16 protein-coding genes are annotated in these 22,130 nt (G+C 50.7%); 7 read left to right on the plus strand and 9 right to left on the minus strand.

All coding sequences use genetic code 11. The features are described from left to right. The first annotated feature begins 9 nt into the window (after window positions 1-9). A complete protein-coding gene (locus HMPREF2625_RS08185; protein WP_246826760.1) occupies window positions 10-2,661 on the plus strand; it encodes a DUF6493 family protein in 2,652 nt (883 codons plus the stop codon). A gap of 22 nt (window positions 2,662-2,683) precedes the next feature. Continuing rightward, window positions 2,684-5,335 carry a DUF6493 family protein gene (locus HMPREF2625_RS08190; protein ID WP_070523829.1) on the plus strand — a complete coding sequence of 884 codons (2,652 nt, stop codon included), beginning with the start codon at window positions 2,684-2,686 and terminating at the stop codon, window positions 5,333-5,335. 54 nt (window positions 5,336-5,389) lie between these two features. On the opposite strand, the gene HMPREF2625_RS08195 is transcribed toward HMPREF2625_RS08190, so the two are convergent. From HMPREF2625_RS08195 to HMPREF2625_RS08235, 9 genes are all read right to left on the minus strand, one after another. Next, the gene (locus HMPREF2625_RS08195; protein ID WP_070523832.1) at window positions 5,390-6,355 is read right to left on the minus strand and encodes a 6-phosphogluconolactonase; all 966 of its coding nucleotides are present in this window, start codon (window positions 6,353-6,355) and stop codon (window positions 5,390-5,392) included. After that, window positions 6,348-7,334, minus strand: a complete 987-nt coding sequence (locus HMPREF2625_RS08200; protein ID WP_070523835.1) for a glucose-6-phosphate dehydrogenase assembly protein OpcA — start codon at window positions 7,332-7,334, stop codon at window positions 6,348-6,350. The genes HMPREF2625_RS08195 and HMPREF2625_RS08200 overlap by 8 nt, the downstream gene beginning before the upstream one ends. Then, on the minus strand, window positions 7,331-8,878 hold the full coding sequence (zwf, locus tag HMPREF2625_RS08205; RefSeq protein ID WP_070523837.1) for a glucose-6-phosphate dehydrogenase: 1,548 nt from the start codon (window positions 8,876-8,878) through the stop codon (window positions 7,331-7,333). The genes HMPREF2625_RS08200 and zwf overlap by 4 nt, the downstream gene beginning before the upstream one ends. 211 nt (window positions 8,879-9,089) lie before the next feature. Next, window positions 9,090-10,196, minus strand: coding sequence for a transaldolase (tal, locus tag HMPREF2625_RS08210; RefSeq protein WP_013399030.1), 1,107 nt, complete (start codon window positions 10,194-10,196; stop codon window positions 9,090-9,092). Window positions 10,197-10,307: 111 nt separating this feature from the next. Continuing rightward, window positions 10,308-12,419, minus strand: coding sequence for a transketolase (tkt, locus tag HMPREF2625_RS08215; protein WP_070523841.1), 2,112 nt, complete (start codon window positions 12,417-12,419; stop codon window positions 10,308-10,310). A 354-nt stretch (window positions 12,420-12,773) separates the two neighbouring features. Then, window positions 12,774-13,685, minus strand: a complete 912-nt coding sequence (locus HMPREF2625_RS08220; RefSeq protein WP_048754087.1) for a heme o synthase — start codon at window positions 13,683-13,685, stop codon at window positions 12,774-12,776. Window positions 13,686-13,985: 300 nt separating this feature from the next. Further along, window positions 13,986-15,032 carry a COX15/CtaA family protein gene (locus tag HMPREF2625_RS08225; protein ID WP_070523844.1) on the minus strand — a complete coding sequence of 349 codons (1,047 nt, stop codon included), beginning with the start codon at window positions 15,030-15,032 and terminating at the stop codon, window positions 13,986-13,988. 95 nt (window positions 15,033-15,127) lie between these two features. Continuing rightward, window positions 15,128-15,958, minus strand: coding sequence for an ABC transporter permease (locus tag HMPREF2625_RS08230; protein WP_083295652.1), 831 nt, complete (start codon window positions 15,956-15,958; stop codon window positions 15,128-15,130). Then, window positions 15,955-16,971 (minus strand): ABC transporter ATP-binding protein, encoded by a 1,017-nt coding sequence (locus HMPREF2625_RS08235; RefSeq protein WP_371440672.1) that lies wholly within the window; start codon window positions 16,969-16,971, stop codon window positions 15,955-15,957. The genes HMPREF2625_RS08230 and HMPREF2625_RS08235 overlap by 4 nt, the downstream gene beginning before the upstream one ends. A gap of 326 nt (window positions 16,972-17,297) precedes the next feature. On the opposite strand from HMPREF2625_RS08235, the gene HMPREF2625_RS08240 reads away from it, so the two are divergent. From HMPREF2625_RS08240 to HMPREF2625_RS08260, 5 genes are all read left to right on the plus strand, one after another. After that, complete coding sequence (locus HMPREF2625_RS08240; protein WP_070523847.1) at window positions 17,298-18,122, plus strand: helix-turn-helix transcriptional regulator; 825 nt, start codon at window positions 17,298-17,300, stop codon at window positions 18,120-18,122. Between the two features lie 93 nt (window positions 18,123-18,215). Beyond that, window positions 18,216-19,673 carry a Fe-S cluster assembly protein SufB gene (sufB, locus tag HMPREF2625_RS08245; protein WP_004004625.1) on the plus strand — a complete coding sequence of 486 codons (1,458 nt, stop codon included), beginning with the start codon at window positions 18,216-18,218 and terminating at the stop codon, window positions 19,671-19,673. After that, window positions 19,673-20,947, plus strand: a complete 1,275-nt coding sequence (sufD, locus tag HMPREF2625_RS08250; protein ID WP_070523851.1) for a Fe-S cluster assembly protein SufD — start codon at window positions 19,673-19,675, stop codon at window positions 20,945-20,947. The genes sufB and sufD overlap by 1 nt, the downstream gene beginning before the upstream one ends. Before the next feature lie 23 nt (window positions 20,948-20,970). Then, the gene (sufC, locus tag HMPREF2625_RS08255) at window positions 20,971-21,729 is read left to right on the plus strand and encodes a Fe-S cluster assembly ATPase SufC (RefSeq protein ID WP_070523854.1); all 759 of its coding nucleotides are present in this window, start codon (window positions 20,971-20,973) and stop codon (window positions 21,727-21,729) included. A gap of 36 nt (window positions 21,730-21,765) precedes the next feature. After that, the gene (locus tag HMPREF2625_RS08260; protein ID WP_004004628.1) at window positions 21,766-22,095 is read left to right on the plus strand and encodes a metal-sulfur cluster assembly factor; all 330 of its coding nucleotides are present in this window, start codon (window positions 21,766-21,768) and stop codon (window positions 22,093-22,095) included. The last annotated feature ends 35 nt before the right edge of the window (window positions 22,096-22,130 follow it).

Raw genomic sequence — 22,130 nt, forward strand, 5'->3', positions numbered from 1 at the left:
CAGGTAATGATGGACGAGAAGAACTATTCGCAGCACACGAGCCTTGGAGAGCGTCGCGCCCACCTGTGGGAGCTCATGAAACGTAACGATGCTACCGTTGAGGACTATCACACAGTGATTAGCGGTGCGACAGAGAAAGAACGCGCGTCGTTGGCAAGGACGCTATCACCCACGAAACTTTCGAAAGCCCGAGGGGAGAAAGCAGCCCTGGCCGCATATGCAGTAGGGGCTTTAACCTCTTCGACTCCGCGTGCGGTAAGGATCATAAGTGAACTTTTTCATCCTCTTCGAGATGAGAATTTTAATATTATTCCTGAGCCGCCTATGCTTGCTACTGAGCGGCTCTGGGAATTCTTAACTCAAGGGGTAATAGAACGATCCGATGAGTGGGTTCTGCATTTTGTTGAAGAATGTTCAGACGATTGGTCCATACGTTCCTGGACACACCTCAATAAACTTATACGTGAACATTCGCTGACGAGCTTATCGCCAGGGTATCTTTGCATGATGATGAATGCCGTCCCACACGTGAGAGAAAAGTCTGCGGAAGAGTATCAGAATATAGAGCAGTTCTTCCTTCACGATCCTGTGCTGCTGGAACGAGAATTTTGGGATGCTTTCACAGCTGAAGGGGTACTCGCACAGTCTAGGTGGGATCCCACCTTGCAGCCTGAATATCGAAGTTCGTCGTCATTTTCGGCTCTTGCTCAGGTCATGTGCGAAACTTTTCCAGATATTCGTCCCAGGTTCTTGGATGAAACGCTCAAAGGTCTCCTGCGCGACTACTCGGCCCACCATGTGCGGCATTTTTATCGGTCCCATGCTGCTCTGCAGCCAACACCTCAAGAAATTAAGGAGCGTTTTGCGCTCTACCTTTCGGTGCTGGGGACGGCGTATAGCCCAGCTATCGCCATGGCGCAAGATCTGCTGGAGCAGGCAGTCTACGAGCTTTCCGACGCGCAAGCACGTGAGCTCATTGAGGTTTCAGCAACAGTGCTGACGCGCACCGAAAAGAAAATTCTGCATGCTCAGATACGGCTTCTTTCTCTACTGCTTAAAGTCCACCCCGAATATACTGAACAAGTAAGCCAGATAGTACAGGATGCTTTCAAGTCTATGCCATTGGACCTTCAAGACAAGGCCCAGAAGCTCATCAACGATTCGGTGCAGGAGCCACCCATACCTCAGAACGCAGCGGGGAGCATCACGGTACCGGATATCACCCCGAAGGATCGTGAACCGCAGGGGTGCTTGACGCCTCGACCGCCTATTACTACGGATTGGGAACTAATGGAATGCCTGGCAGCAACCTTCCAAGGAGGCGATGGCACCGATATTCCGCGCATCCTGGAGTACTTGGAACATACCGAGAACCTGGAAATAAACGATGCAGAACAGAAGCTTCTCTGGGAAGCTCGCAACCTTCTCATAAAAGACTCATTCGGTATTTATACTCTCTCCAGTCCCAATATCCCATACCTTGCCATTGTGGCACTCATCAAAAGTGGACAGATACAACATGCTGATATTGCTAAGATACCGATCATCCCCACCTGGTATAAAGAACGTCTCTACCTGAGCGATGAGCACGGAGACCCGGTGATAGTAGATGAACAGACGGCTAAGAAGTATCACCCTCGTCCCTTTAACGTAAAAGCTACAGGGACAGAACTTCGTCTCAATGAGCGCGGGCCTCACATGCTGCTGATGGAGCAGCTGTTCTCCCTGATTTTTGCGGATCAAGACGCAGAAACCAACATAGTGGCCGCGCCTTTTGCGCCCCAGCGAGTAGCCCTTGAACGCACTACGGGTACTGTCCTCACCCAGTATTGGGAATCGCTATATCTTGCTCGGCAGTACAGCTTCCCTCTGCAATTCCCGCTGTGGGTTGGAACAGATACGCCCGATGCTGCCGCGCTCTCCGTTGAAGCTGCCGCGTTTAACACCAATAGCACGCAAATCGAGTACGTGCACCGTATGGTGGAATCAAAATACTATCCTTCGTACCGCACGGTCATGGGGTGGTACGGCTGGCTGATGCAGAACAACCCAGATATTTTCAGCGCACAAACCATACCTATTCTTGTGGCCGCTATCCATGCCCATAATGCTTATGGCGCCGATATCATCATGCGCATCCTAGGTGATATGCACCGAGCACTAGGTGCCGCCTCCTACAGCGCACTCGGGCTTGGTGCTAGCGCTAAAACTACCGAGGTGCGCGCCAATGCTGCGGAGGCGCTCGCCTCCCTGGTGGATCGGGGCATGTTCGATACTACTTTATTCGCCAAAGAACTGTATTGGTTGTTAGACCAGCAACACGTGATGGCTCAACGAATTGAGCAGACATTTAGGGATGCTGCGTCGATTAGCCCCTTGGCGGGCTGGGGAATTATGCAGGTACTAGAAGGCATACTGCCTGCCGTGGGCGAGGTGAACAGGGGCGGTACGCTGGTGCAGCTTTTAGCGCAATTAGCGGGGGAGTACGGTGTCAGTATCGAGATTCCTGAGGTTTTGCGGCCCAAAATGAAAGGATCGACCGTGCTGGCGAAAAGTCTGCGTGCGCTTGAAAAGCTGCATCCGCATCCGACCGAGCTTGCGGAGCAGGCCCGAGACCAAGCCCAAGAACTGCTGGACCAACACCGCTGCGCACAACCATAAGTGCAGAAACTGAGAGACTGCTATGACCCCAAAAATACCGCAACCTAGTCTTACGGAACGTCGCGCCCGCCTGCGGGAGCTACTGAAACGTGATGACGCCACCTTCTGGCAGTACCATGAAGTTCTCACCGGCGCCACCGAGGACGAACGTAAGAGCCTTGCACGCACACTCTCCATTAAAAAGCTCATAGACCTCTACAGCCGTGAAGGAACGACCGAGCAGCGGCTTATATGTGTCTACACGGCAGCTGCGCTGGGCGGAATCTTCAACAAACATATGGGTGTTGAGCTCTTAAACCTCATCGACAGGGGATTACCCGGTGAGGCGAACTGGAAGTTTTCAACTTCTGAATCAGAAAAATACCTCAGCCAACGCACAGAAGCTATGATGCTTGGACTCAGCGAACGTGATAACACCTGGATAACCGGGTTCGTTAACGAGCGCGGCTATGGCAGGTTTGGTTACGACTCGCCCACACTCTGGGTGCAGATACATCAGCTTCTTCACGAACGCGGACTTACCAATACCACGCGCTCCTACCTCTGGGGTTTCGTGACAGCCGTCCCTGACATGTACATTGGCTCATCCGAGAATCGGGAAGAGGTTATCTCTTTCTTCAAAAACAACCCTCAGACGTTAGAACACGAAATGTGGGCGTGTTTCACAGATGAAGGGCTTCTTCGGAAAGAGTGGTCAGGGCGTGAAAACGCGGACACGCTCGCTCTCTTCCACACGCTGCAGGAGAATTTTGACGGATTCCGTGACCGCCTGCTTACTGAATGTCTGAAGGCGATGCTCCGCGACTTTTCCGCTAAGAATACCAGTATCTTCCACTACATCTATCGGGGGATGAACCCCACCCTAGACGAGAACCTTGGTAACACCAATCTGCTCACCTCAGTGCTCACTACCGTTCCCTCAACCTCCGTGGGATTGGCTCAAGAAATGTTGATGTCATGCGTCGAAAAGCTGACCGAACCCCAGATTCATGACTTACTTAATGTCTCTCGCACCGTGATGCTTCGCACCGAGAAGAAAATACTCCGGGCGCAGATCGCACTCCTTGGCGCTATTGCTAGAACGCACCCCGAGTATACTCAAGATGTGGACGGCTTGATGAGGGAAACCGCAGAATCTCTCCCGCCTGATCTGCAGCCCGCTGCGCAAACACTCATGTCTCCTGCTGAAGCCGCGGCGGATAAAACTAGCGCACCGTCTCACGCGGAGCAAGTAATGGGCAGCGTCATGATTCCCGAGAATCTGCCGCAACTTTTAGAGCAGCACGTTTCAACCCCACAGGTGCATATTTATACGAGTGATGCTGAGTTTATGGATGGTCTTATTCCCTGTCTCCAAGGCACAGGTGACGGTTCGCTGCTCCCGCAACTCATTGATTATTTAGCGCATAATCCTCGCATTACTCTTGATACGGCCCAGCAGGACTTTCTGGCTGAACGATGCGTGAATTCCGGTATCCGCTCGGGTACTCATGCGTTAGGCAACTATCTGATGTACCGGGTGATTGCCCCGCACCGAAAACTTTTTAAAAAACTGCCGCAAGGTTTTACCGGGTACCGGCATGAATTCCATACCGACCCCCAGACTGGCGAAACCATCCAGCCCTACCAGGTTGAACACACTGGATCTCTGGGGCGTCAAAAACCCCGTATAGAGAAAACGACCACAAATTATCGTGGACCGGCGGGGCTCTGTCAAGAGCAGATTAACTGTTTAGAACATCCAGAAAACCTTGTATTTGCGCCTATACCTCACGCAGAAGAGAGCACCTGGACACGCCGCGTTGAACCTCTCACTTACCGCCCGCGTCCTCACAATATGTACGACCAAGCCTATGCTGAGGCTCCCAACGGCAGCCTGATGATGTGGCTTATTGAAGATCACGAACTGCCGACCGCACAGATGCCTTTCGCGCAGGCGGCTCTGAACACGGCAGGTATTCCGGAAGAGTTTATGCACCGTGCTGTTCAGGCAACCGACGATTTTCACCGTACCCTCATGCAATGGTATGCGTGGCTTCTGCAGAATAACCCCAATACATTGGCGGCGCAGAGCATGCCGTTCGTCACTACAACAGGGTTCCAGAAACACATCAAGGGGCTTGACGCCGTACTGGATACCATCACCCACACACATCAGGTTCTGCAAGAACCCGCCTATTCCGTGTTGGGCTGGCTAACTGGTGCAGCAGCAGCTGAGCACAGGGCTCTCACCGCCGAATCTATTGCTGCTCTTGCGGGTCGCGGAATGCTCGATGCTTCTTTACTTGCGGATGAACTGACCTACCTGCTCCGAGGGGGATGGGTTAAACCGGCCCGGGCAGCTAGCTGTTTACAGGACGCTGCATCCATTAGCCCGTTGGCGGGGTGGCGTATCGTGCAGGTGCTAGAGAACATGTTGCCAGCGGTGAGCGATATTAATCGTGGTGGTTCCTTCGTGCAGCTCTTGGTGCAATTAGCAGGGGAGTACGGGGCGAGTATCGAGATTCCTGAGGGTTTGCGTCCCAAAATGAAGGGTTCAACTGTGCTCGCGAAGAATCTGCGGGCGCTCGAAAGGTTAGAACCGCATCCGACCGAGCTCGCGGAGAAGGCACGGCAAGAAGCAAGTAACCTCAATACTTTCAATAGGGTGAATGAGACTAGGGACGCGAAATAAAAGTGGGAGTCATAATCCTAAGACCGTAACCCCCACTAGAAAAATTTGTGGATCCTAAGCTAGCGATTCTTCCGTCGCAAAAATCAGGGTCTGTTTCTGCCCACGAGCCCCGATAGCTGGAGTTTCTAGGAGCATATCGGCAGTAATGTCCTCAGCAGGAACCTGTGCACCCTTGAGAAGACGGGTTGTCGCATCCTGTTTATCACCGCCGGTAATCAAAAAGAATATATGGCGCGAATTATTGATAACCGGCAGCGTGACAGATACACGTTCGCTAGGTGGCTTAGGGGAATCCTTGACCATTACCGTCACAGCTTTAGCGCCGTCCACAGGATCCTCTGGTAAACCTGTGCCCAGAAGGACTTGCTGCCGATTGGGAAACAGCGAAGCGATGTGACCATCAGGCCCCATCCCTAGGAGCGTAACATCAAAAATGGGGACAGGCCATATATCCGAGCCACCGCCGCATCCACAACCACCGCATCCGCAGCCGCCTCCAGATTGCTGAGAAGCAGATCCCCCGTGCCCTCCCGCTAATGGAAGCTCGGATGCCCCCTCAGGCATCTCAACACGCACGGGTTCGGCAGAACCCGCAAAATTACGCATTTCGTAGGCATAGTGCTCGGCAGCAGCTTCAACATCAATCATGACATCGGAAGGACCCATACGATGCGCGTTTTCAACCGGAAAACCAAGATCTACTAAATCTGCGAGAAGCGCCTCGATTGCTTGCCCATCGTTCCGATCCGGATCACGCTCAGGAACAAAGCGTTCATCCGAGAACCAGAAATGAACGCGCGACCAATCAATATCCTTAACACGTGGAGATTGAGCCCATGCACGAAGAGTAGCAATGCCCATCGTGCCACCTGTAAGAGAGACATGAGCCATGGTGCGTTCCGTGAGTATATGCTCAATAACATCTAAGATACGCGTAGTGGCATCAGAGGCAAGCGCCTCCCGAGAAGGATGCGCTATTAAAGTTGGAGTACTCTCACCAATATTGTTGATCTTAGGCATCAAAAACCTCGGGGAATTCAGAAGTATTAAGGAAAGGTTCAGCATCGCACTGAGCAGGATGCATTTCCAGAGTAGGAAATGCCGACTTTAAAACTTCCCCATACATAGTGTCAGGGTCAAGTCGGCGTAATTCCTCAGAAATACAATCCGCTAGAGTACGAACTGGTAGTGGAATCTGCTGATCAGGTGTATAGGGAGTTTCAATAATGGCGATATTCTTGCCAGGGCGGAACATTATCGTTTGCCCATCTTCACGTTCAATAGCTACACGGTAAAGACCCCGTTCTGCTGCGCCGATAGTTGCAAGATGAACCTCAGCTTCGAGTTTCCAGCCAAGCCAAGCGCCAAGGAGCACAACCGAAGGAGACTTCTCAGAACCCCAAACCACTACACGCTTAACAGGAGAGTAAGGCATCTGCTCCAAAAGAGCTGCCAGTTGGGTACGCCACAGCGTTAAACGTGTCCAGGCAAGATCGCTATCCCCGGCCTGATAAACCTCAGAAAGATGCGTAAGAACAGCCATCGGATCATATGCGCGTGCCGAATCTGTGATGCGGCGCTGTGCAATCCTACCAATTGAATCCTCACCCGGATTCTCAGGAACGGAATGCGGCCACCACACAACAATAGGAGAATCCGGCAAAAGCAGACCAGAAATCAACGATTCTGTCGGCGTTGATGCACTACCCCAGCCGCGCAGAATAATAAGCTCAGAAGCACCGGCCTCTCCGCCCACATGAATCTCAGCATCCAGCTGATCGGGCGCATCACTATTATGCGCAATATGCACAATGATCCGGCTCGGATGCTCGTGTGAAGCGCGGATAGCCGCATTAATAGCCTCGCGAGAATGTCCTTTTTCTGCTAGTACCACCAAGGTAAGTACACGGCTGCTGCTAAGACTGCCGTTTGAAGCCAGAAGATCAGAAAGTTCCTTTGAAATAGCAGAAACATTCGTGTGTTGCAGATGCGAAATCATGGGCGCCTCCAGGCACGGTTATCACGCTCAAGCATCTTCTGAGCCGAACGTGGACCCCACGAACCGGATTCATAGGGTTCAGGCTTAATCTTGTTCTCTTCCCAATATTTCTCAAATGGATCCAAGATCTTCCACGAAAGTTCAACCTCCTCGTGGCGAGGGAACAGCGGCGGCTCACCTAAGAGCACATCCAGAATTAGACGTTCATAGGCTTCAGGAGATTCCTCAGTGAACGCATGACCATACCCGAAATCCATATTCACATCACGGATTTCCATCTGAGTGCCAGGAACCTTAGCCGCCAGACGAATAGTCATACCCTCATCGGGCTGCACACGGATCACAATGGCATTCTGACCCGCAGGAACCTCAGTCTCCTTACCAAAGAGACGGTCAGAAGATTTCTTGAAGAGAAGCGCAATCTCGGTTACTCGGCGACCCAGCCGTTTACCCGCACGCAGATAGAACGGAGTTCCTGCCCAGCGGCGGTTGTCAATATTGACTTTAAGAGCCGCAAAAGTTTCTGTGCGTGAGTCCGCAGGAATATCTTTCTCATCAAAGAACCCGTTGACATGTTCGCCGCCTTGATAACCGGGGGCATACTGGCCGAGCGCGAAAGAATTTTCCAGATCATCAATACGTACAGCTTCCAGTACTTTAGCCTTTTCAGCGCGAAGATGCTTAGAATCAAGACTAAGGGGTTCCTCCATGGCGGTTAGAGCCAACAGCTGAAGCAGATGGTTTTGAATCACATCACGTGCTGCACCCACGCCGTCATAATAACCCGCACGTGAACCAATACCGATATCCTCAGCCATCGTAATCTGCACGTGGTCCACATAATTTGCGTTCCAAACCGGTTCAAACATCTGGTTTGAGAAACGCATCGCTAGAATATTCTGAACGGTCTCTTTACCTAAGTAGTGGTCAATACGGAACACTGAATCCGGGGGGAATACACGTTCCACAATTCCATTAAGTTCACGCGCTGACTCTAAGTTGTGACCAAACGGCTTCTCAATAACGACACGACGCCATCCGTTCCTGGGATTATTGTTCGTGTTATCGCGTGAGGCTAAACCGTGCTCGGCAAGCTTCGACAGCACCTGTTCGAAAGCCTTCGGCGGAATAGAGAGATAGAACGCATGGTTCCCTTGGGCGCCAAGTTCATCGAGCTCAGTAAGAGTATTTTTGAGACGTTCAAATGCGGCATCATCATCAAAATTACCGCGAACAAACCGCATACCCTTCTGAAATTGGTTCCAGACATCCTCACGGAATGGGGTACGCGCATTTTCTTCCACAGACTTACGCACATAGTTACGAAAATCATCGTTATCCCACTCGCGGCGCCCATACCCAACAAGACCAAAACTTGGGGGCAACAAACCACGATTCATTAGGTCATAGACCGCAGGGAGCAGTTTCTTGCGGGCAAGATCGCCCGTGACGCCGAAGAACACAAGTGCGGAAGGACCCGCAATACGAGTGAGACGTCGATCGCGCGAATCTCGTAGCGGATTCGACTCATGACCGGTATGCAAGATAGATTCCTTTGATTGCTGATAATGTGCACATTCACCCTGCGATACTTTATGTACCTCTGGGGCACGTATCCCTGCATCTTACCGTTTCAATGGCAAACGAGAGATATCTGACAGCGAGCGCCGAAGCTAATTTTGTGTTATTTATAGCGACAGCGCTCGCCTTATGAACTTTAGAGAACGGGTATAACGAAAAATTATTCACTAGTCACTAACGTGACTCACTAAGTGCTTTCCGTACGGTCTCCAGAAGCTCTTCCCACGAAACGTCAAACTTTGCAAGGCCCTCGGTTTCGAGCTTATCCACAACCTCTACATAAGAGATACCCAGACGCTCGATATCGTCCAGAATCTTGTTGGAGTTCGTATACTCACCGGTTACAGTATCTCCCGTGATTTCACCATGATCAGCAACAGCGTTCAGAGTTGCTTCAGGCATGGTATTGACAGTGTGTTTAGCGACCAGACCGCTAACGTAGAGAGTATCTGGAAGCGCCGGATCTTTGACTCCAGTAGATGCCCAGAGCGGGCGCTGAACGTTGGCACCATGAGATGCCAAACGTGCCCAGCGTTCAGAAGAGAACATCTCTTCAAAAACTTCATATGCCAGCCGAGCATTTGCCAGACCGGCCTTACCCTTAAGCGCTAAGGCCTCTTCAGTACCGATTTCATTCAGACGGGTATCTACCTCGCTATCTACGCGGGATACGAAGAATGATGCGACCGAATGGATCTTAGAGAGATCCTTACCGTTTTTGAGTGCTTCTTCAAGGCCGAGCATGTAAGCGTTAATGACTTCACGATAACGTGTTAGTGAGAAGATGAGAGTCACATTAACGCTGATTCCGGCTGCAAGAGTCTTGGCAATAGGCTCCAAACCTTCGACGGTTGCGGGAATCTTGATCATGACATTCTCACGGCCTACACGCTCGTAGAGTTCTCGTGCCATTTTCTGGGTTCCCTCGGCATCGCGGGCAAGGCGGGGATCAACCTCAATAGAAACCCTGCCGTCGTAACCTTTAGAGGCAGAATATATGGGTTCGAATACGACACAAGCAGCACGTACGTCGTCAGTAGTCGCTGCGAAGACAGCTTCTTCAACGTCTGCGCCGGATGCGGCAAGCTGGCGCATCTGCTCAGCGTAAGCAGCACCTTTTGAAAGCGCACCGGCAAAGATAGTGGGGTTGGTAGTGACACCCACGACGTTCTTAGCGCTGATGAGCTCTGCAAGACTGCCACTGGTAAGACGGTCGCGGGAAAGATCATCAAGCCAAATGGAGACACCAGCTTCAGAGAGCTTTCGAGTCGAATCACTCATGAAATAAAACCTTCAATCTAAATTAGTCAATATGGACGGGTGAGCATTAATGAGCTATGCAAGATGCAAGTAGCATCAGGACTCACCGAAAAACCTTAACTTGCCGACTGACTATTTGACCGAAGCGATAGATTCTTCAGCAGCAGTCACGACGGCTTCAGGGGTAATACCAAACTCACGGTACAAAGTCTTAGCATCGGCAGAAGCCCCAAAGTGTTCAATTGAGACAGCACGTCCTGCAGAGCCGAGCAAATCGTACCAGCTCATGCCCAAACCGGCTTCAACTGAGACGCGTGCTGCAACCGAGGAAGGCAGAACTGATTCTCGGTATTCGTTTGACTGCTCGTTGAACCATTCGCGGGAAGGCATTGAAACAACTCGGGCTGCAATGCCTTTTTCTGAGAGCTTGTGGCGGGCTTCGAGGGCAATTTCAACTTCGGACCCAGTTGCGATTAGGATGACATCTGGAGTTCCCTCGGTGTCAGCCATAACATAACCTCCGCGCGCAGTACCTTCTGCGGAAGCAAATTTTTCGCCTTCAGTGTCTGAATGAATATCCTCACGAGCCCAAATTGGTAGGTTCTGGCGAGAAAGTACTAGGCCGGCAGGGCGGTCTTTCTTCTCAAGAATAGTACGCCAAGCAACCGCAGTTTCGTTCGCATCCGCAGGGCGTACAACGTCGAATCCAGGAATTGCGCGCAGTGAGCTGAGATGTTCGATCGGTTGGTGGGTGGGCCCGTCTTCGCCAACACCAATGGAGTCGTGAGTCCAGATATACAGTGCAGGTACACCCATGAGAGCTGAAAGACGGACTGCAGGACGCTGGTAATCCGAGAATACGAAGAACGTCCCAGAGAAAGCACGGGTTGGCGAAGATAGTACGATACCGTTCACAATTGCGCCCGCCCCCTGCTCGCGAATACCGAAGTGCAACACACGACCGTAGGGGTTGCCGGTCCAATCCTCCGTACTGTGCGAAACCGGGTTGAATGATTCGGCGTTGTTGATGGTGGTGAGGGTAGAACCTGCTAGATCGGCAGATCCACCCCAAAGTTCAGGGAAAGTATCGGCAATAGCGTTAATGACTTTGCCGGATGCTGCGCGGGTTGCTAGTGAAGTACCCGGCTCAAAGACAGGGAAAGCAGCCTTATAATCAACTGGCATTTCGCCTGACACCAGGCGGTTGTACAGCTTTGCCCGCTCGGGGTTAGCCTGAGCCCATGCCTCAAATTTTTCATTCCAGACCTTATGCGCAGCAGCACCGCGTTCACGAAGTTCACGAGTATGCGCCAGAACCTCATCCTCAATGAAGAAGCTCTTTTCGGGGTCAAATCCTAGAACTTTCTTGGTTTCAACGATTTCTTCGGCCCCCAGCTTTGAGCCGTGAACGGACCCAGTATTTTGCTTGTTGGGTGCTGGGTAACCAATGATAGTACGCACCTCAATGAATGAGGGCTTATCCGTGACCGTTTTCGCGCGCTCAATAGCGTTGTAGAGTTCCTGCACATCTTCAACGTAGTTTCCGGTCTTGGTCCAGTCCACGCGCTGAACATCCCAGCCGTAGGCCCGGTAACGAGCTGGCACGTCTTCGGTGAATGCAACGTCAGTGTCTTCTTCAATAGAAATATGGTTGCGATCCCAGAGTACGATGAGATTGCCCAATTCTTGGTGCCCAGCAAGCGCACTGGCTTCTGCCGTTACGCCTTCCTGAACATCGCCTTCGGAGGCGATACAGTACACATAATGGTCAAAGGGAGAAGTACCAACCGGGGATTCGGGATCGAAAAGACCACGCATATAACGTTGAGCATATGCAAAACCAACGGCAGAAGCGAGCCCCTGACCCAATGGACCAGTCGTAATTTCTACGCCCTTGGTGTGCTTATATTCGGGATGTCCAGGAGTGAGCGCATCCCATGTGCGAAGAGATTCTAGATCCTCCATCTCAAGACCATACCCACCCATAAATAATTGGGTGTAAAGAGTCAGCGATGTGTGACCGGGGGATAGGATGAAACGATCGCGACCTTCCCAACGGTCATCATTGGGGTCTTGGTTCATGACCTTTTGGAAGAGTAGATAGGCAACAGGAGCAAGGCTCATGGCGGTGCCGGGGTGACCTGACCCTACTTTCTCAACCGCATCGGCTGCCAATAAGCGAGCAGTATCAACCGCACGCTGGTCTACCTCAGTCCATTCGAACTTTTCGTTAGGGTTAGTCACGTATTGTCCCTTCGCTTAGTGGTACGTCATGCATGAAGTACACAAACAATAGTAGTCTGTGAACGCTGACTGCAGCAGATATAACTCAAAAGATAGGGTGCGTATTCCATGAGCACTCTCAACAAGTAATCATGTACATAGCATCTATAAATCTATCGTGAAATTCTACCTTCTTAAGGATAGTTCACCATCCTAGCGTTTATAGTATGTTCGCATGGTATTTAGACGACTTATGCCTCACGCTGAACTTACATACATAGGATGCTGTAGCCTAAGCTCCACGTAGATAAGCTTCAAAATAGACCACCCGTATCTTGAGATAGCTGCTTTACTCGCCTCAAGATACGGATGCTCTTAGAAAATAAAAGATTCTAATATAGGCTGCCCAACAAAAGGATCGATTGCCAATGCAATGAAAAGAATCGTTAAGTATGTGATGGACCCGAAAAATACCACCATAGCGGTACGGCTTGTCGCTACCTGCTGGAGAGCTAAATAGTGGAGCTTGTGGCAGTGGTAGAGGAACCATGCACCAGCGGTAGCCGCGCTAACGCCGTACACCCAGCCCGCGCCTCCAATAGGGATCAGTAGAAGCGAACAGATAACCATAGCCCAGCCGTAGAGTACGACCTGTACAGACACTGCTTGAGCGGGAGCGATAGCACCCAGCATAGGAACACCGGCTGCTTTATAATCCTCCGCGTATTTCATAGAGAGTGGCCAATAGTGCGGAGGAGTCCAGAGGAAAATTACTGTAAAGAGAATTAAAGCTGGCCATTCAATGGTATTGCGAACAGCTGCCCATGCAATTAGGACAGGCATACACCCGGCAATCCCACCCCACACAATATTCTGAGTAGTGCGCTTCTTTAAATACATGGAGTAGAAGACTACATAGAGCAAAATAGCGGCAAGCCCTAAAAGCCCAGAGAGGGGATTTACCATAGTCCACAGATATACGACGGAGATAACAGCAAGTGCCCATGCGAAGACGAGTGCTTCTCGGTCTGTTAGCTCTCCGGTAACTAGGGGGCGTTTTTCGGTTCGCTTCATTTTTCGGTCAATATCACGATCGATATAACAGTTGAAAGCGCAGGAAGCGCCAGCCGCCATGGCTCCGCCAAGAAGCGTATTTATGACTAACCAGAAACTGGGCATGCCGTGTGCTGCAAACATCATTGTAGGGGCGGTTGTTACTAGAAGAAGCTCAATAATTTGGGGCTTTGTCAGGTGAATATACGCTTTTATTTTGCGTCCCAAGGTCATGTCCCTTGTTGCCCGCGGAGTAGGTACAGTCACCTCTGACGCCGCATGCGTGGAGGACGGAACCTCCTGAATTGTGTAACCCTTCATGATGGGCTCCTTGACGTGTGTGCGTGTGCCTAATCTGCGCGTATCAATCTGTGGGGTAGGAGGTACTCACAGATAGGCATACCTTCGGCTCAAAGACGTGCAGGCGCAGGAATGCTCCTTAATAGTGTACGCCTAACCTTAAATAGCTACCAAGGCATGCCAGCAATAAACCCATATATGACATTGTGCGCTTACCGTGTGAATAACTCAGCTCTACGAAGTTGCTAGCCGCTGTTGAGCTAGGGCACGGGCCTTCTGAGAAGATAGGGTCAGCTGCCTTTCGATCAGCGATAGTGATGCCCAGGTAAACATACCCGACCCCAGCATATGTGCCTCAACGAGTAGAGGGGGAAGCCCCGTGTTGTACTGAATATAGCCAATCGCGCCCTGATAGACCATGATTGCTGCCAGTACAAGTAAAGATGATAAGAAAGCACGTGGCATGTCGTACTTCCGCACTAACACAAACATGATAACCAGCAGAAAAAGAAACGCCCACACTGCCCATGCATGAGCACGGGATACTGCGATAGCGTCGAACTCGTGGCGATGCGTGCGTGGATCACCCGCATGCGGACCAGTCCCAGTGACTACGGTACCCATAAAGAGTAAGAACGAAACTAACGCCAAACCAATCCAACCAAGTAGGCGGATAACACCACTTTTTTGTGGAGGAAATTCCCTAGTAATATCTTCGCGCTCAGAGACACCTGCCCTAAAATAGCGACGCACACGGTTTACCAAGATTGCCGCTAGCCCAATCATGATGGCAGAGGCGAGGTAATGGGCTGTTACCATCCAGGGATTAAGCCGCTGCCATACAGTAATGCCACCAATAACGGCCTGTAGCGGAATACCCCACAGGAGCAGTAAAGTCAGATTGAAAAGATCACTGTACTTTGATTCGTGCGCTCGTAATCCCGTAAAAAGCTTTGGAAAGATTGCTTTGACGTGGTGCACATCAGGCAGCGCAATGCGGAGAATCGCTAAGAATGCAAGGATAGTGATCACCATGAGTACAAAAGTGAGCATACGGTTACCGAATTCAACGAGCCCATGGATACCGTCGGCAGGGGTAGTTGTCCACTGTTCTGCAGTACACCGAGGCCAGGTATCGCATCCAAGGCCTGATCCCGTAAGGCGCACAACGGCACCAGTTACGATGAGTAAGAGATTGCTCAGAGCCGTACCCACCGCTGTATACAAAACCCAGGGGGTGTATTGGATGGGAGATAGTTTATTTTTGAGGGTAACTAGCATAAGAAAAGCCTTTTAAACCGTGTATGCGTTAGGAATGATCGTTGATGGTGCTGATTGATTCCAGAGCTCGTCCCGAAATCCTGAACCTAAGAGCGCTAATCGGACCATTTAAATTTACGTGAAGCAATAAAACCAATCACTAGTGTCCAGACAAGTAGCACAGCATGGGGAAGGGGTAAAAATATATCCTGTAGATAATCACCGCGAATCGCTTCACCTAGAGCGCCTGAAGGCAGGCACAGAATGATAATGCGGTACAGCTCAGGGAAATTATCCATTGGAATAAGGATCCCACCAGCGCTGGCCAGAACAACCCAGGCGATATTCACGATAGCCAAAGTTGCCTCAGCCCTCACCGTCCCAGCAACGAGTAAGCCTAGGGCTGTAAACGCGGCTGCCCCGAGTAATAAAGTGCTAAAAGAGCGATACATCGCAAAAATATCCGGACGCCATCCAAGCCCGACCCCAACAACGGTGACCATAACGAACTGTATGGCGATAACGGTGATAACTGCCAGCACCTTGCCAATAATAAGCCCGTTGCGTCCTAGAGGAGTGGTAGACAGAAAACGAAGAACACCGTACCGGCGGTCAAAACCAGTGGCAATCCCTTGACCAGAAAGTGCAGTTGAGACAACACAGAGAGCCAGTACCCCCGGCACTGCAACATTGATGCGGGTCGTATTCAACGCATCAGCGTAAGAATCCAGAAAGTTTGTATAGCGAAGACCAAAAAGCGCCATCACGGGGAAGGCAATATTGAGCATCAGCTGTTCGCCATTTTTAAGCATGGCAAGGGTCTCATATTTACCTTGAGCTAGAATACGCTGAAAACTAGAAGCAGCGCGCGGATACGGATACTCGTTACCTTCTGTCATCTGCTGACTATCGGGGGCAGTGGGCAGCTCTGCATTTGTGGGGTTCATCGAATATCACGTCCCGAAATATCCAAGAATACGTCTTCCAAAGTCTTCGGTTCCATCGTGAGAGAGTTAGGCATAAGGTAGTGATGTGCTAGGGCTGTCGTGAAAGCGGAAAGATGTTCGGGTGTAAGGGGACCACGGAGCTCATATTCGCCTAAGCCGCCTAGTGAGTATGGCATATGCTCGATAAGCTCTACATCTGTACGAAGATGTACAGGCAATAAGTCGTCACGCGTAGGTGAAGGGGCTTCTAACGTGAAATGAAGACGTACAACCCCGTCTCCTGATACAAGTTCAGGGACTGTGCCTTCACGCACCGTTTGACCATTATCAATAATATAGACATAATCCGCGAGCTTTTGCGCATCATCAATGAGATGGGTTGTTAAGATAATGGCGACTCCAGCCTCACGCTGCTCATGAATAATGTCAAAGACGACATTGCGAGACTGCGGATCAAGTCCTGCTGATGGTTCGTCTAAAAAGAGTACCGAAGGACGCCCAAGAAGGGCTGCTGCTAATGAGACACGTTGTTTTTGTCCCCCAGAAAGGCGCCGAATATTGGTGCCGTTAAAAGCATCTATTCCTAAACGATCAACAAGTTCACCGACAGGATAAGGATTGGCGTACATCTGAGCAACATGTTCAAGAAGTGGTACGGGACGTACGGCGTTAGGAAGCCCCCCATCCTGAAGCATGATACCGACGGAGGCCCGCATCTCTGGGGAGGCCAGAAGAGGGTCTTCTGAAAGAAGTTGAATAGTGCCGGACGTAGGTTCAGTAAGCCCCTGGGCACATGCAAGAGTTGTAGTCTTACCTGCACCGTTAGCACCCAAGAGTACAACAACCTCGCCGGGATAGACTTGAAGACTTATGTCAGCAACTGCGCGATGCATACCCTGAGCGGTAAGACGTTCAGGGTGTTTCTCGCGGAAAGAACGAGAGGGCTTAAACTCTTTGACGAGATGAGAAATCTTGAGTGCAGGATCGCTGCTAGTACCGCGAGCTGCTGAAATGTCTAATGCGGTAGCTGCTTGGTGTTGATAAGCTTCAGTTTCTGCCACCTCTCTATCTTAAGCCCTCAGAGAGTAATCTCTATGTTTCCCTCTAGCGATAGCATCTTTATGACGCGAGTTAGATCACGTCAAAGTGAGGATATGAACCGCTTAGCACCCTCATGGAAATGCCCGAAGAGCAAAAATACCTAGAGGCCTAAAGGCGGTATTATCTTTCACCGGTTCTTATGGCTTGCCACAGCTAAGCAAGAGACTAAACGGTGTGGTGTGTGCAAGTAGGAAGACCTTACTAGCCAAGATTGAAGTAATTAGGACATACTTTAGTTGTGTATTCCGTGAACAAGACATCTCATCGAGGGCTTCAACAGCAGCCTTCCTCGCATAAGAAGTCAAGCTCTGGCGCACGTAAAGCGGAAGTTGAAGAACGCACCCGTGACCGGGTTCTTCGTGGTGTCCTAAACCATGGTCCTGTGTCTGCGGCAAGCTTGGGGGAACTTTTAAGCTTGACCCCCGCCGCTGTGCGTCGGCACCTTGATGCGCTTGAACATGCAAACATGATTGAAGTTGCTTCTCTCAAACAATATGGGGCAGGTGCAGGGCGCCCAGCTCGACGGTACGTCATCGCACCTCAAGGTCACGAACGTCTAGGAAATGACTATTTGATGATTGCGCGCAACGCTCTTGAAATGTTGCGTGACACTGTTGGGGAGAGCGCACTTGAAACTTTCGCATCCGCACGGGCTGCCGAAATGGAGGCGCGATACCGCCCTGTTGTGGAAGCGGCAGGGGAGGATGTTGCGGCGCGAGCCCAAGCTCTCGCTGAAGCCATGAGTCGTGATGGGTTTGTGACAACAGCGCAGATTACAGAACCACCTGTCGGTCGGCTCGCGCCGGGGAAATTGCTAGCTAGCATACAGCTCTGCCAAGGGCATTGCCCAATACGCGATCTGGCTGAAGATTTTCAGGTTTTCTGTGAACAAGAGACTGGGATTATTTCTGATCTTCTGGGCGTTGACGTACGTAGGCTATCAACGATGGCTGGAGGGGCTCACGTATGCACAACTCACGTTCCGCTCAATCATTTAACAGAACGTGTGAATTCTGAAAAACCGGAAACATCAGAAAGCATGCGGGGTAATTCGGCACGGTAGAAATTACCCTAACCTAGAGTGTGTTATTCCAAAGACTACCGAGCCCGCATCTGCGGAGCCGGATAAATTTCAATCCATCTAAGAAAGGCCGTAATGACTGAGCAAGTTGAGCAGAGCGCCAACGACACTGTCATTTCAGAGATTCTGGAGTTGAACCCTGAGCTCGAGGGCATTGGCAATTACGAGTATGGTTGGGCAGACTCTGACGAGGCGGGTCAGTCCGCTAAGCGTGGTCTGGACGAAGCCGTAGTGCGTGACATCTCTGCGAAGAAGAATGAACCCCAGTGGATGCTGGATATGCGTCTGAAGGCATTGAAGTTTTTCGAGCGTAAGCCGATGCCAACCTGGGGGGCAGATCTTTCTGACATCGATTTCGATAACATCAAATACTTCGTGCGTTCTACCGAAGGTCAGGCTGAGTCTTGGGAAGAGCTTCCTGAAGATATCCGCGTGACATATGAACGTTTGGGTATTCCGGAAGCGGAACGTAACTCACTGGTCGCTGGCGTTGCCGCTCAGTATGAGTCTGAGGTCGTGTACCACCAGATCCGTGAAGACTTGGAGTCTCAAGGCGTTATCTTTGTTGATACCGATACCGGTTTGCGCGATTACCCTGAAATATTTAAGGAATACTTCGCCTCTATTATCCCTATCGGCGATAACAAGTTCTCCGCTCTTAATACTGCGGTGTGGTCTGGTGGATCATTTGTGTATGTTCCGCCGGGGGTACATGTTGAGATCCCTCTGCAGGCATATTTCCGCATTAATACTGAGAACATGGGGCAGTTTGAGCGTACCTTGATCATCGCAGATGAAGGTTCATACGTTCACTATATTGAGGGATGCACGGCGCCTGTATACCGCTCTGACTCGCTGCACTCAGCAGTTGTCGAGATCGTTGTTAAGAAGAACGCCCGTGTTCGCTACACTACCATTCAGAACTGGTCGAACAACGTGTACAACCTGGTGACTAAACGAGCAGTCGCGCATGAGGGCGCCACCATGGAATGGGTTGATGGTAACATCGGCTCTAAGGTTACTCAGAAGTATCCTGCAGTATATATGGTTGGTGAACACGCCAAAGGCGAGACTCTGTCAATCGCGTTTGCTGGTGAAGGGCAGCATCAGGATACTGGTTCCAAGATGGTGCATATTGCCCCGAATACTTCTTCAACGATTGTTTCGAAGTCCGTGGCTCGTAACGGCGGACGTAGCGCATACCGCGGTCTAGTGCAGGTACGTGAAGGTGCGAAGCACTCGAAATCATCCGTGGTGTGTGATGCTCTCTTGGTTGATACTGTGTCGCGTTCAGATACCTACCCCTATGTCGACGTTCGTGAAGATGACGTTACGATGGGGCATGAAGCTACGGTTTCACGCGTTTCTGAAGAACAGCTCTTTTACCTCATGCAGCGTGGGCTGGCCGAGGATGAAGCAATGGCTATGATTGTGCGAGGCTTCGTTGAACCGATTGCTCGTGAGCTGCCCATGGAATACGCACTTGAACTTAACCGCCTCATCGAACTTCAGATGGAAGGATCTGTGGGCTAATGTCGACTAACGAAGAGACCCTGGGATATCACAGCCCAATTATTCCCGGTATGGATCAGGAAGGCGAGAAGCTCGCCTCTGAGCATGTCCATGATGATACTATTCTGCGTGCTACCGAGGAACACCATCAAGGCTCAAACCCTAATAACGTGCAGAAGGTTCTTGACGCTTCCCGCGCAGAACGGAAAACCTCATATAACGTTGAAGACTTTGAGCCACTTACTGGACGCGAGGAAGATTGGCGTTTTACCCCGCTGAAACGTTTGGGTGGTCTTCACCTTGACACTCTGCAGGCACAAGCCCCAGCTCCGAAGATCCAAGCACCTTCTGAAGTTATCCTTGAAGAAGTATCCCGTGAAGATGAGCGCATTGGTACAGCAGGTGTTCCTGAAGACCGTGTAGCTGCAAATGCATGGACTCATTTTAAGACAGCTACTGTGGTGACTATTCCCGCCGAAACCGAGCTTACTGAGCATATCGAAATAGATATTGACGGACAGCATCGTGATGCTGCTGCTCAACATATACTGATCGAGGCTAAACCATTCTCAAAAGCGGTTGTTGTAATTCGGCATACCGGATCGGCTGTTCTGGCGCAGAACATAGAATTCCTGGTACAAGATTCTGCACAGTTGAGCGTTATTACTCTTCAACAATGGAATGATGATGCGATCCACGCCTCTGCGCAGTATGCCAAGCTAGGGCGCGATGCTCGTTTCAAACATGTGTGCGTTTCATTGGGCGGTGATATGGTGCGTGTTACCCCTTCAACGAAATTCACGGAACCGGGCGCTGAGACAGAGATGTACGGTCTTTATTTTGTGGATGCTGGCCAGCACATCGAGTCACGTTTGTTTGTGGATCATTCTGTGCCCAACTGCAAGTCGCGAGTAACTTATAAAGGCGCATTGCAGGGCAAATCAGCGCACTCCGTATGGGTTGGCGACGTCCTCATTGGTAAAGAGGCGGAAGGTACGGACACCTATGAGCTGAACCGTAATCTCCTCTTGGAGATTGGTCCGCGCGCTGATTCCGTACCGAACTTGGAGATCGAGACTGGACGTATCGAAGGTGCCGGTCACGCATCAACAACCGGTCAGCTAGATGATGAGCATCTATGGTACCTGCGGGCTCGTGGTATTCCGGAAGCTGAGGCACGTCGTCTAGTGGTCCGCGGATTCTTAAACGAGATTATCCAGCAGATTCGCGTACCAGAGCTTGAAACAGAACTTACTGATGCCCTTGAAGCAGAGCTTGCTCTCAGCAACAACTAAGCCTTATTAGGAGAAGAGAAACAATGTCTACCCTTGAAATCAAGGATTTGCACGTCTCGGTCATTCTTGATGATGAAAAAACTAAGCCTATTCTCAAAGGCGTGAACTTAACCATTAACTCGGGTGAAATCCACGCTATTATGGGTCCAAATGGTTCCGGTAAATCTACTCTTGCCTCAACTATTGCCGGTCACCCCAAATACCAGGTTGATTCCGGGCAGATACTGCTTGATGGTGACGATATTACCGAGATGAGTGTGGATGAGCGTGCTCGTGCTGGGCTGTTCCTTGCCATGCAGTACCCAGTCGAGATCCCCGGTGTCACGATGTCTAACTTCCTGCGTGCTGCTAAAACTGCTGTGGACGGTAAGGCACCTAACTTACGAACCTGGACCAAAGACGTTAAAGAAGCTATGAACCATCTGGACATTGATCCTGCGTTCGTTGCTCGTAACGTCAATGAAGGTTTCTCCGGCGGTGAGAAGAAACGTCATGAGATTCTGCAGCTGGAGCTTTTGAAGCCCAAGTTCGGTATTCTTGATGAAACTGACTCCGGCCTTGACGTTGATGCTCTTAAAGTCGTGTCTTCCGGCGTGAACCGTGCTCACGAGGAAAATAATATGGGTGTTATGCTGATTACGCACTATACCCGTATCCTGCGTTATATTAAGCCCGAGTTTGTGCATGTTTTTGTAGACGGCAAAATGGTCGATCAGGGCGGTCCTGAACTTGCAGATCGTCTAGAAGAAGAAGGCTATGTAGCATACACTGGGAAGAAATAATCTTACTCAGTACGAACTACTTGTAAGAGGTGCATCATGACTGAGACAGTGCAAGCTCGTCCCTCGCAAGAGGAAATTGAGGAAGTCCTCAAGGAAGTCATTGACCCTGAACTTGGGGTAAATATCGTTGATTTGGGTCTGCTTTATGGCATGCGCTGGGATGATAATGGAGTCCTGATCCTGGATCTAACGCTTACCACAGCTGCATGTCCGCTACAGGACGTTATTGAGGAACAGGTGGAAGCAAATCTCGATAGTGTCGTTGCTGAATGGCGCGTGAACTGGGTATGGATGCCTCCGTGGGGGCCCGAACGCATTACTGAGGATGGTCGCGATATGATGCGCGCTCTCGGCTTCAACATTTAGCGTTGCCATACGTTTGTTTTGCTGTAAGGGGTGGG

The organism is Rothia sp. HMSC064D08, assembly GCF_001809525.1.
GTDB lineage: Bacteria > Actinomycetota > Actinomycetes > Actinomycetales > Micrococcaceae > Rothia > Rothia dentocariosa.

Excerpts from the sequence above, each read along its gene's own strand:
- sufC (WP_070523854.1), top strand. The coding sequence starts at position 20,971 with ATGTCTACCCTTGAAATCAAGGATTTGCACGTCTCGGTCATTCTTGAT.
- sufB (WP_004004625.1), top strand. The coding sequence starts at position 18,216 with ATGACTGAGCAAGTTGAGCAGAGCGCCAACGACACTGTCATTTCAGAG.
- HMPREF2625_RS08260 (WP_004004628.1), top strand. The coding sequence starts at position 21,766 with ATGACTGAGACAGTGCAAGCTCGTCCCTCGCAAGAGGAAATTGAGGAA.
- HMPREF2625_RS08195 (WP_070523832.1), bottom strand. The coding sequence starts at position 6,355 with ATGCCTAAGATCAACAATATTGGTGAGAGTACTCCAACTTTAATAGCG.
- HMPREF2625_RS08225 (WP_070523844.1), bottom strand. The coding sequence starts at position 15,032 with ATGCTAGTTACCCTCAAAAATAAACTATCTCCCATCCAATACACCCCC.
- sufD (WP_070523851.1), top strand. The coding sequence starts at position 19,673 with ATGTCGACTAACGAAGAGACCCTGGGATATCACAGCCCAATTATTCCC.
- HMPREF2625_RS08190 (WP_070523829.1), top strand. The coding sequence starts at position 2,684 with ATGACCCCAAAAATACCGCAACCTAGTCTTACGGAACGTCGCGCCCGC.
- HMPREF2625_RS08230 (WP_083295652.1), bottom strand. The coding sequence starts at position 15,958 with ATGAACCCCACAAATGCAGAGCTGCCCACTGCCCCCGATAGTCAGCAG.
- HMPREF2625_RS08200 (WP_070523835.1), bottom strand. The coding sequence starts at position 7,334 with ATGATTTCGCATCTGCAACACACGAATGTTTCTGCTATTTCAAAGGAA.
- HMPREF2625_RS08185 (WP_246826760.1), top strand. The coding sequence starts at position 10 with ATGGACGAGAAGAACTATTCGCAGCACACGAGCCTTGGAGAGCGTCGC.
- tal (WP_013399030.1), bottom strand. The coding sequence starts at position 10,196 with ATGAGTGATTCGACTCGAAAGCTCTCTGAAGCTGGTGTCTCCATTTGG.
- HMPREF2625_RS08220 (WP_048754087.1), bottom strand. The coding sequence starts at position 13,685 with ATGACCTTGGGACGCAAAATAAAAGCGTATATTCACCTGACAAAGCCC.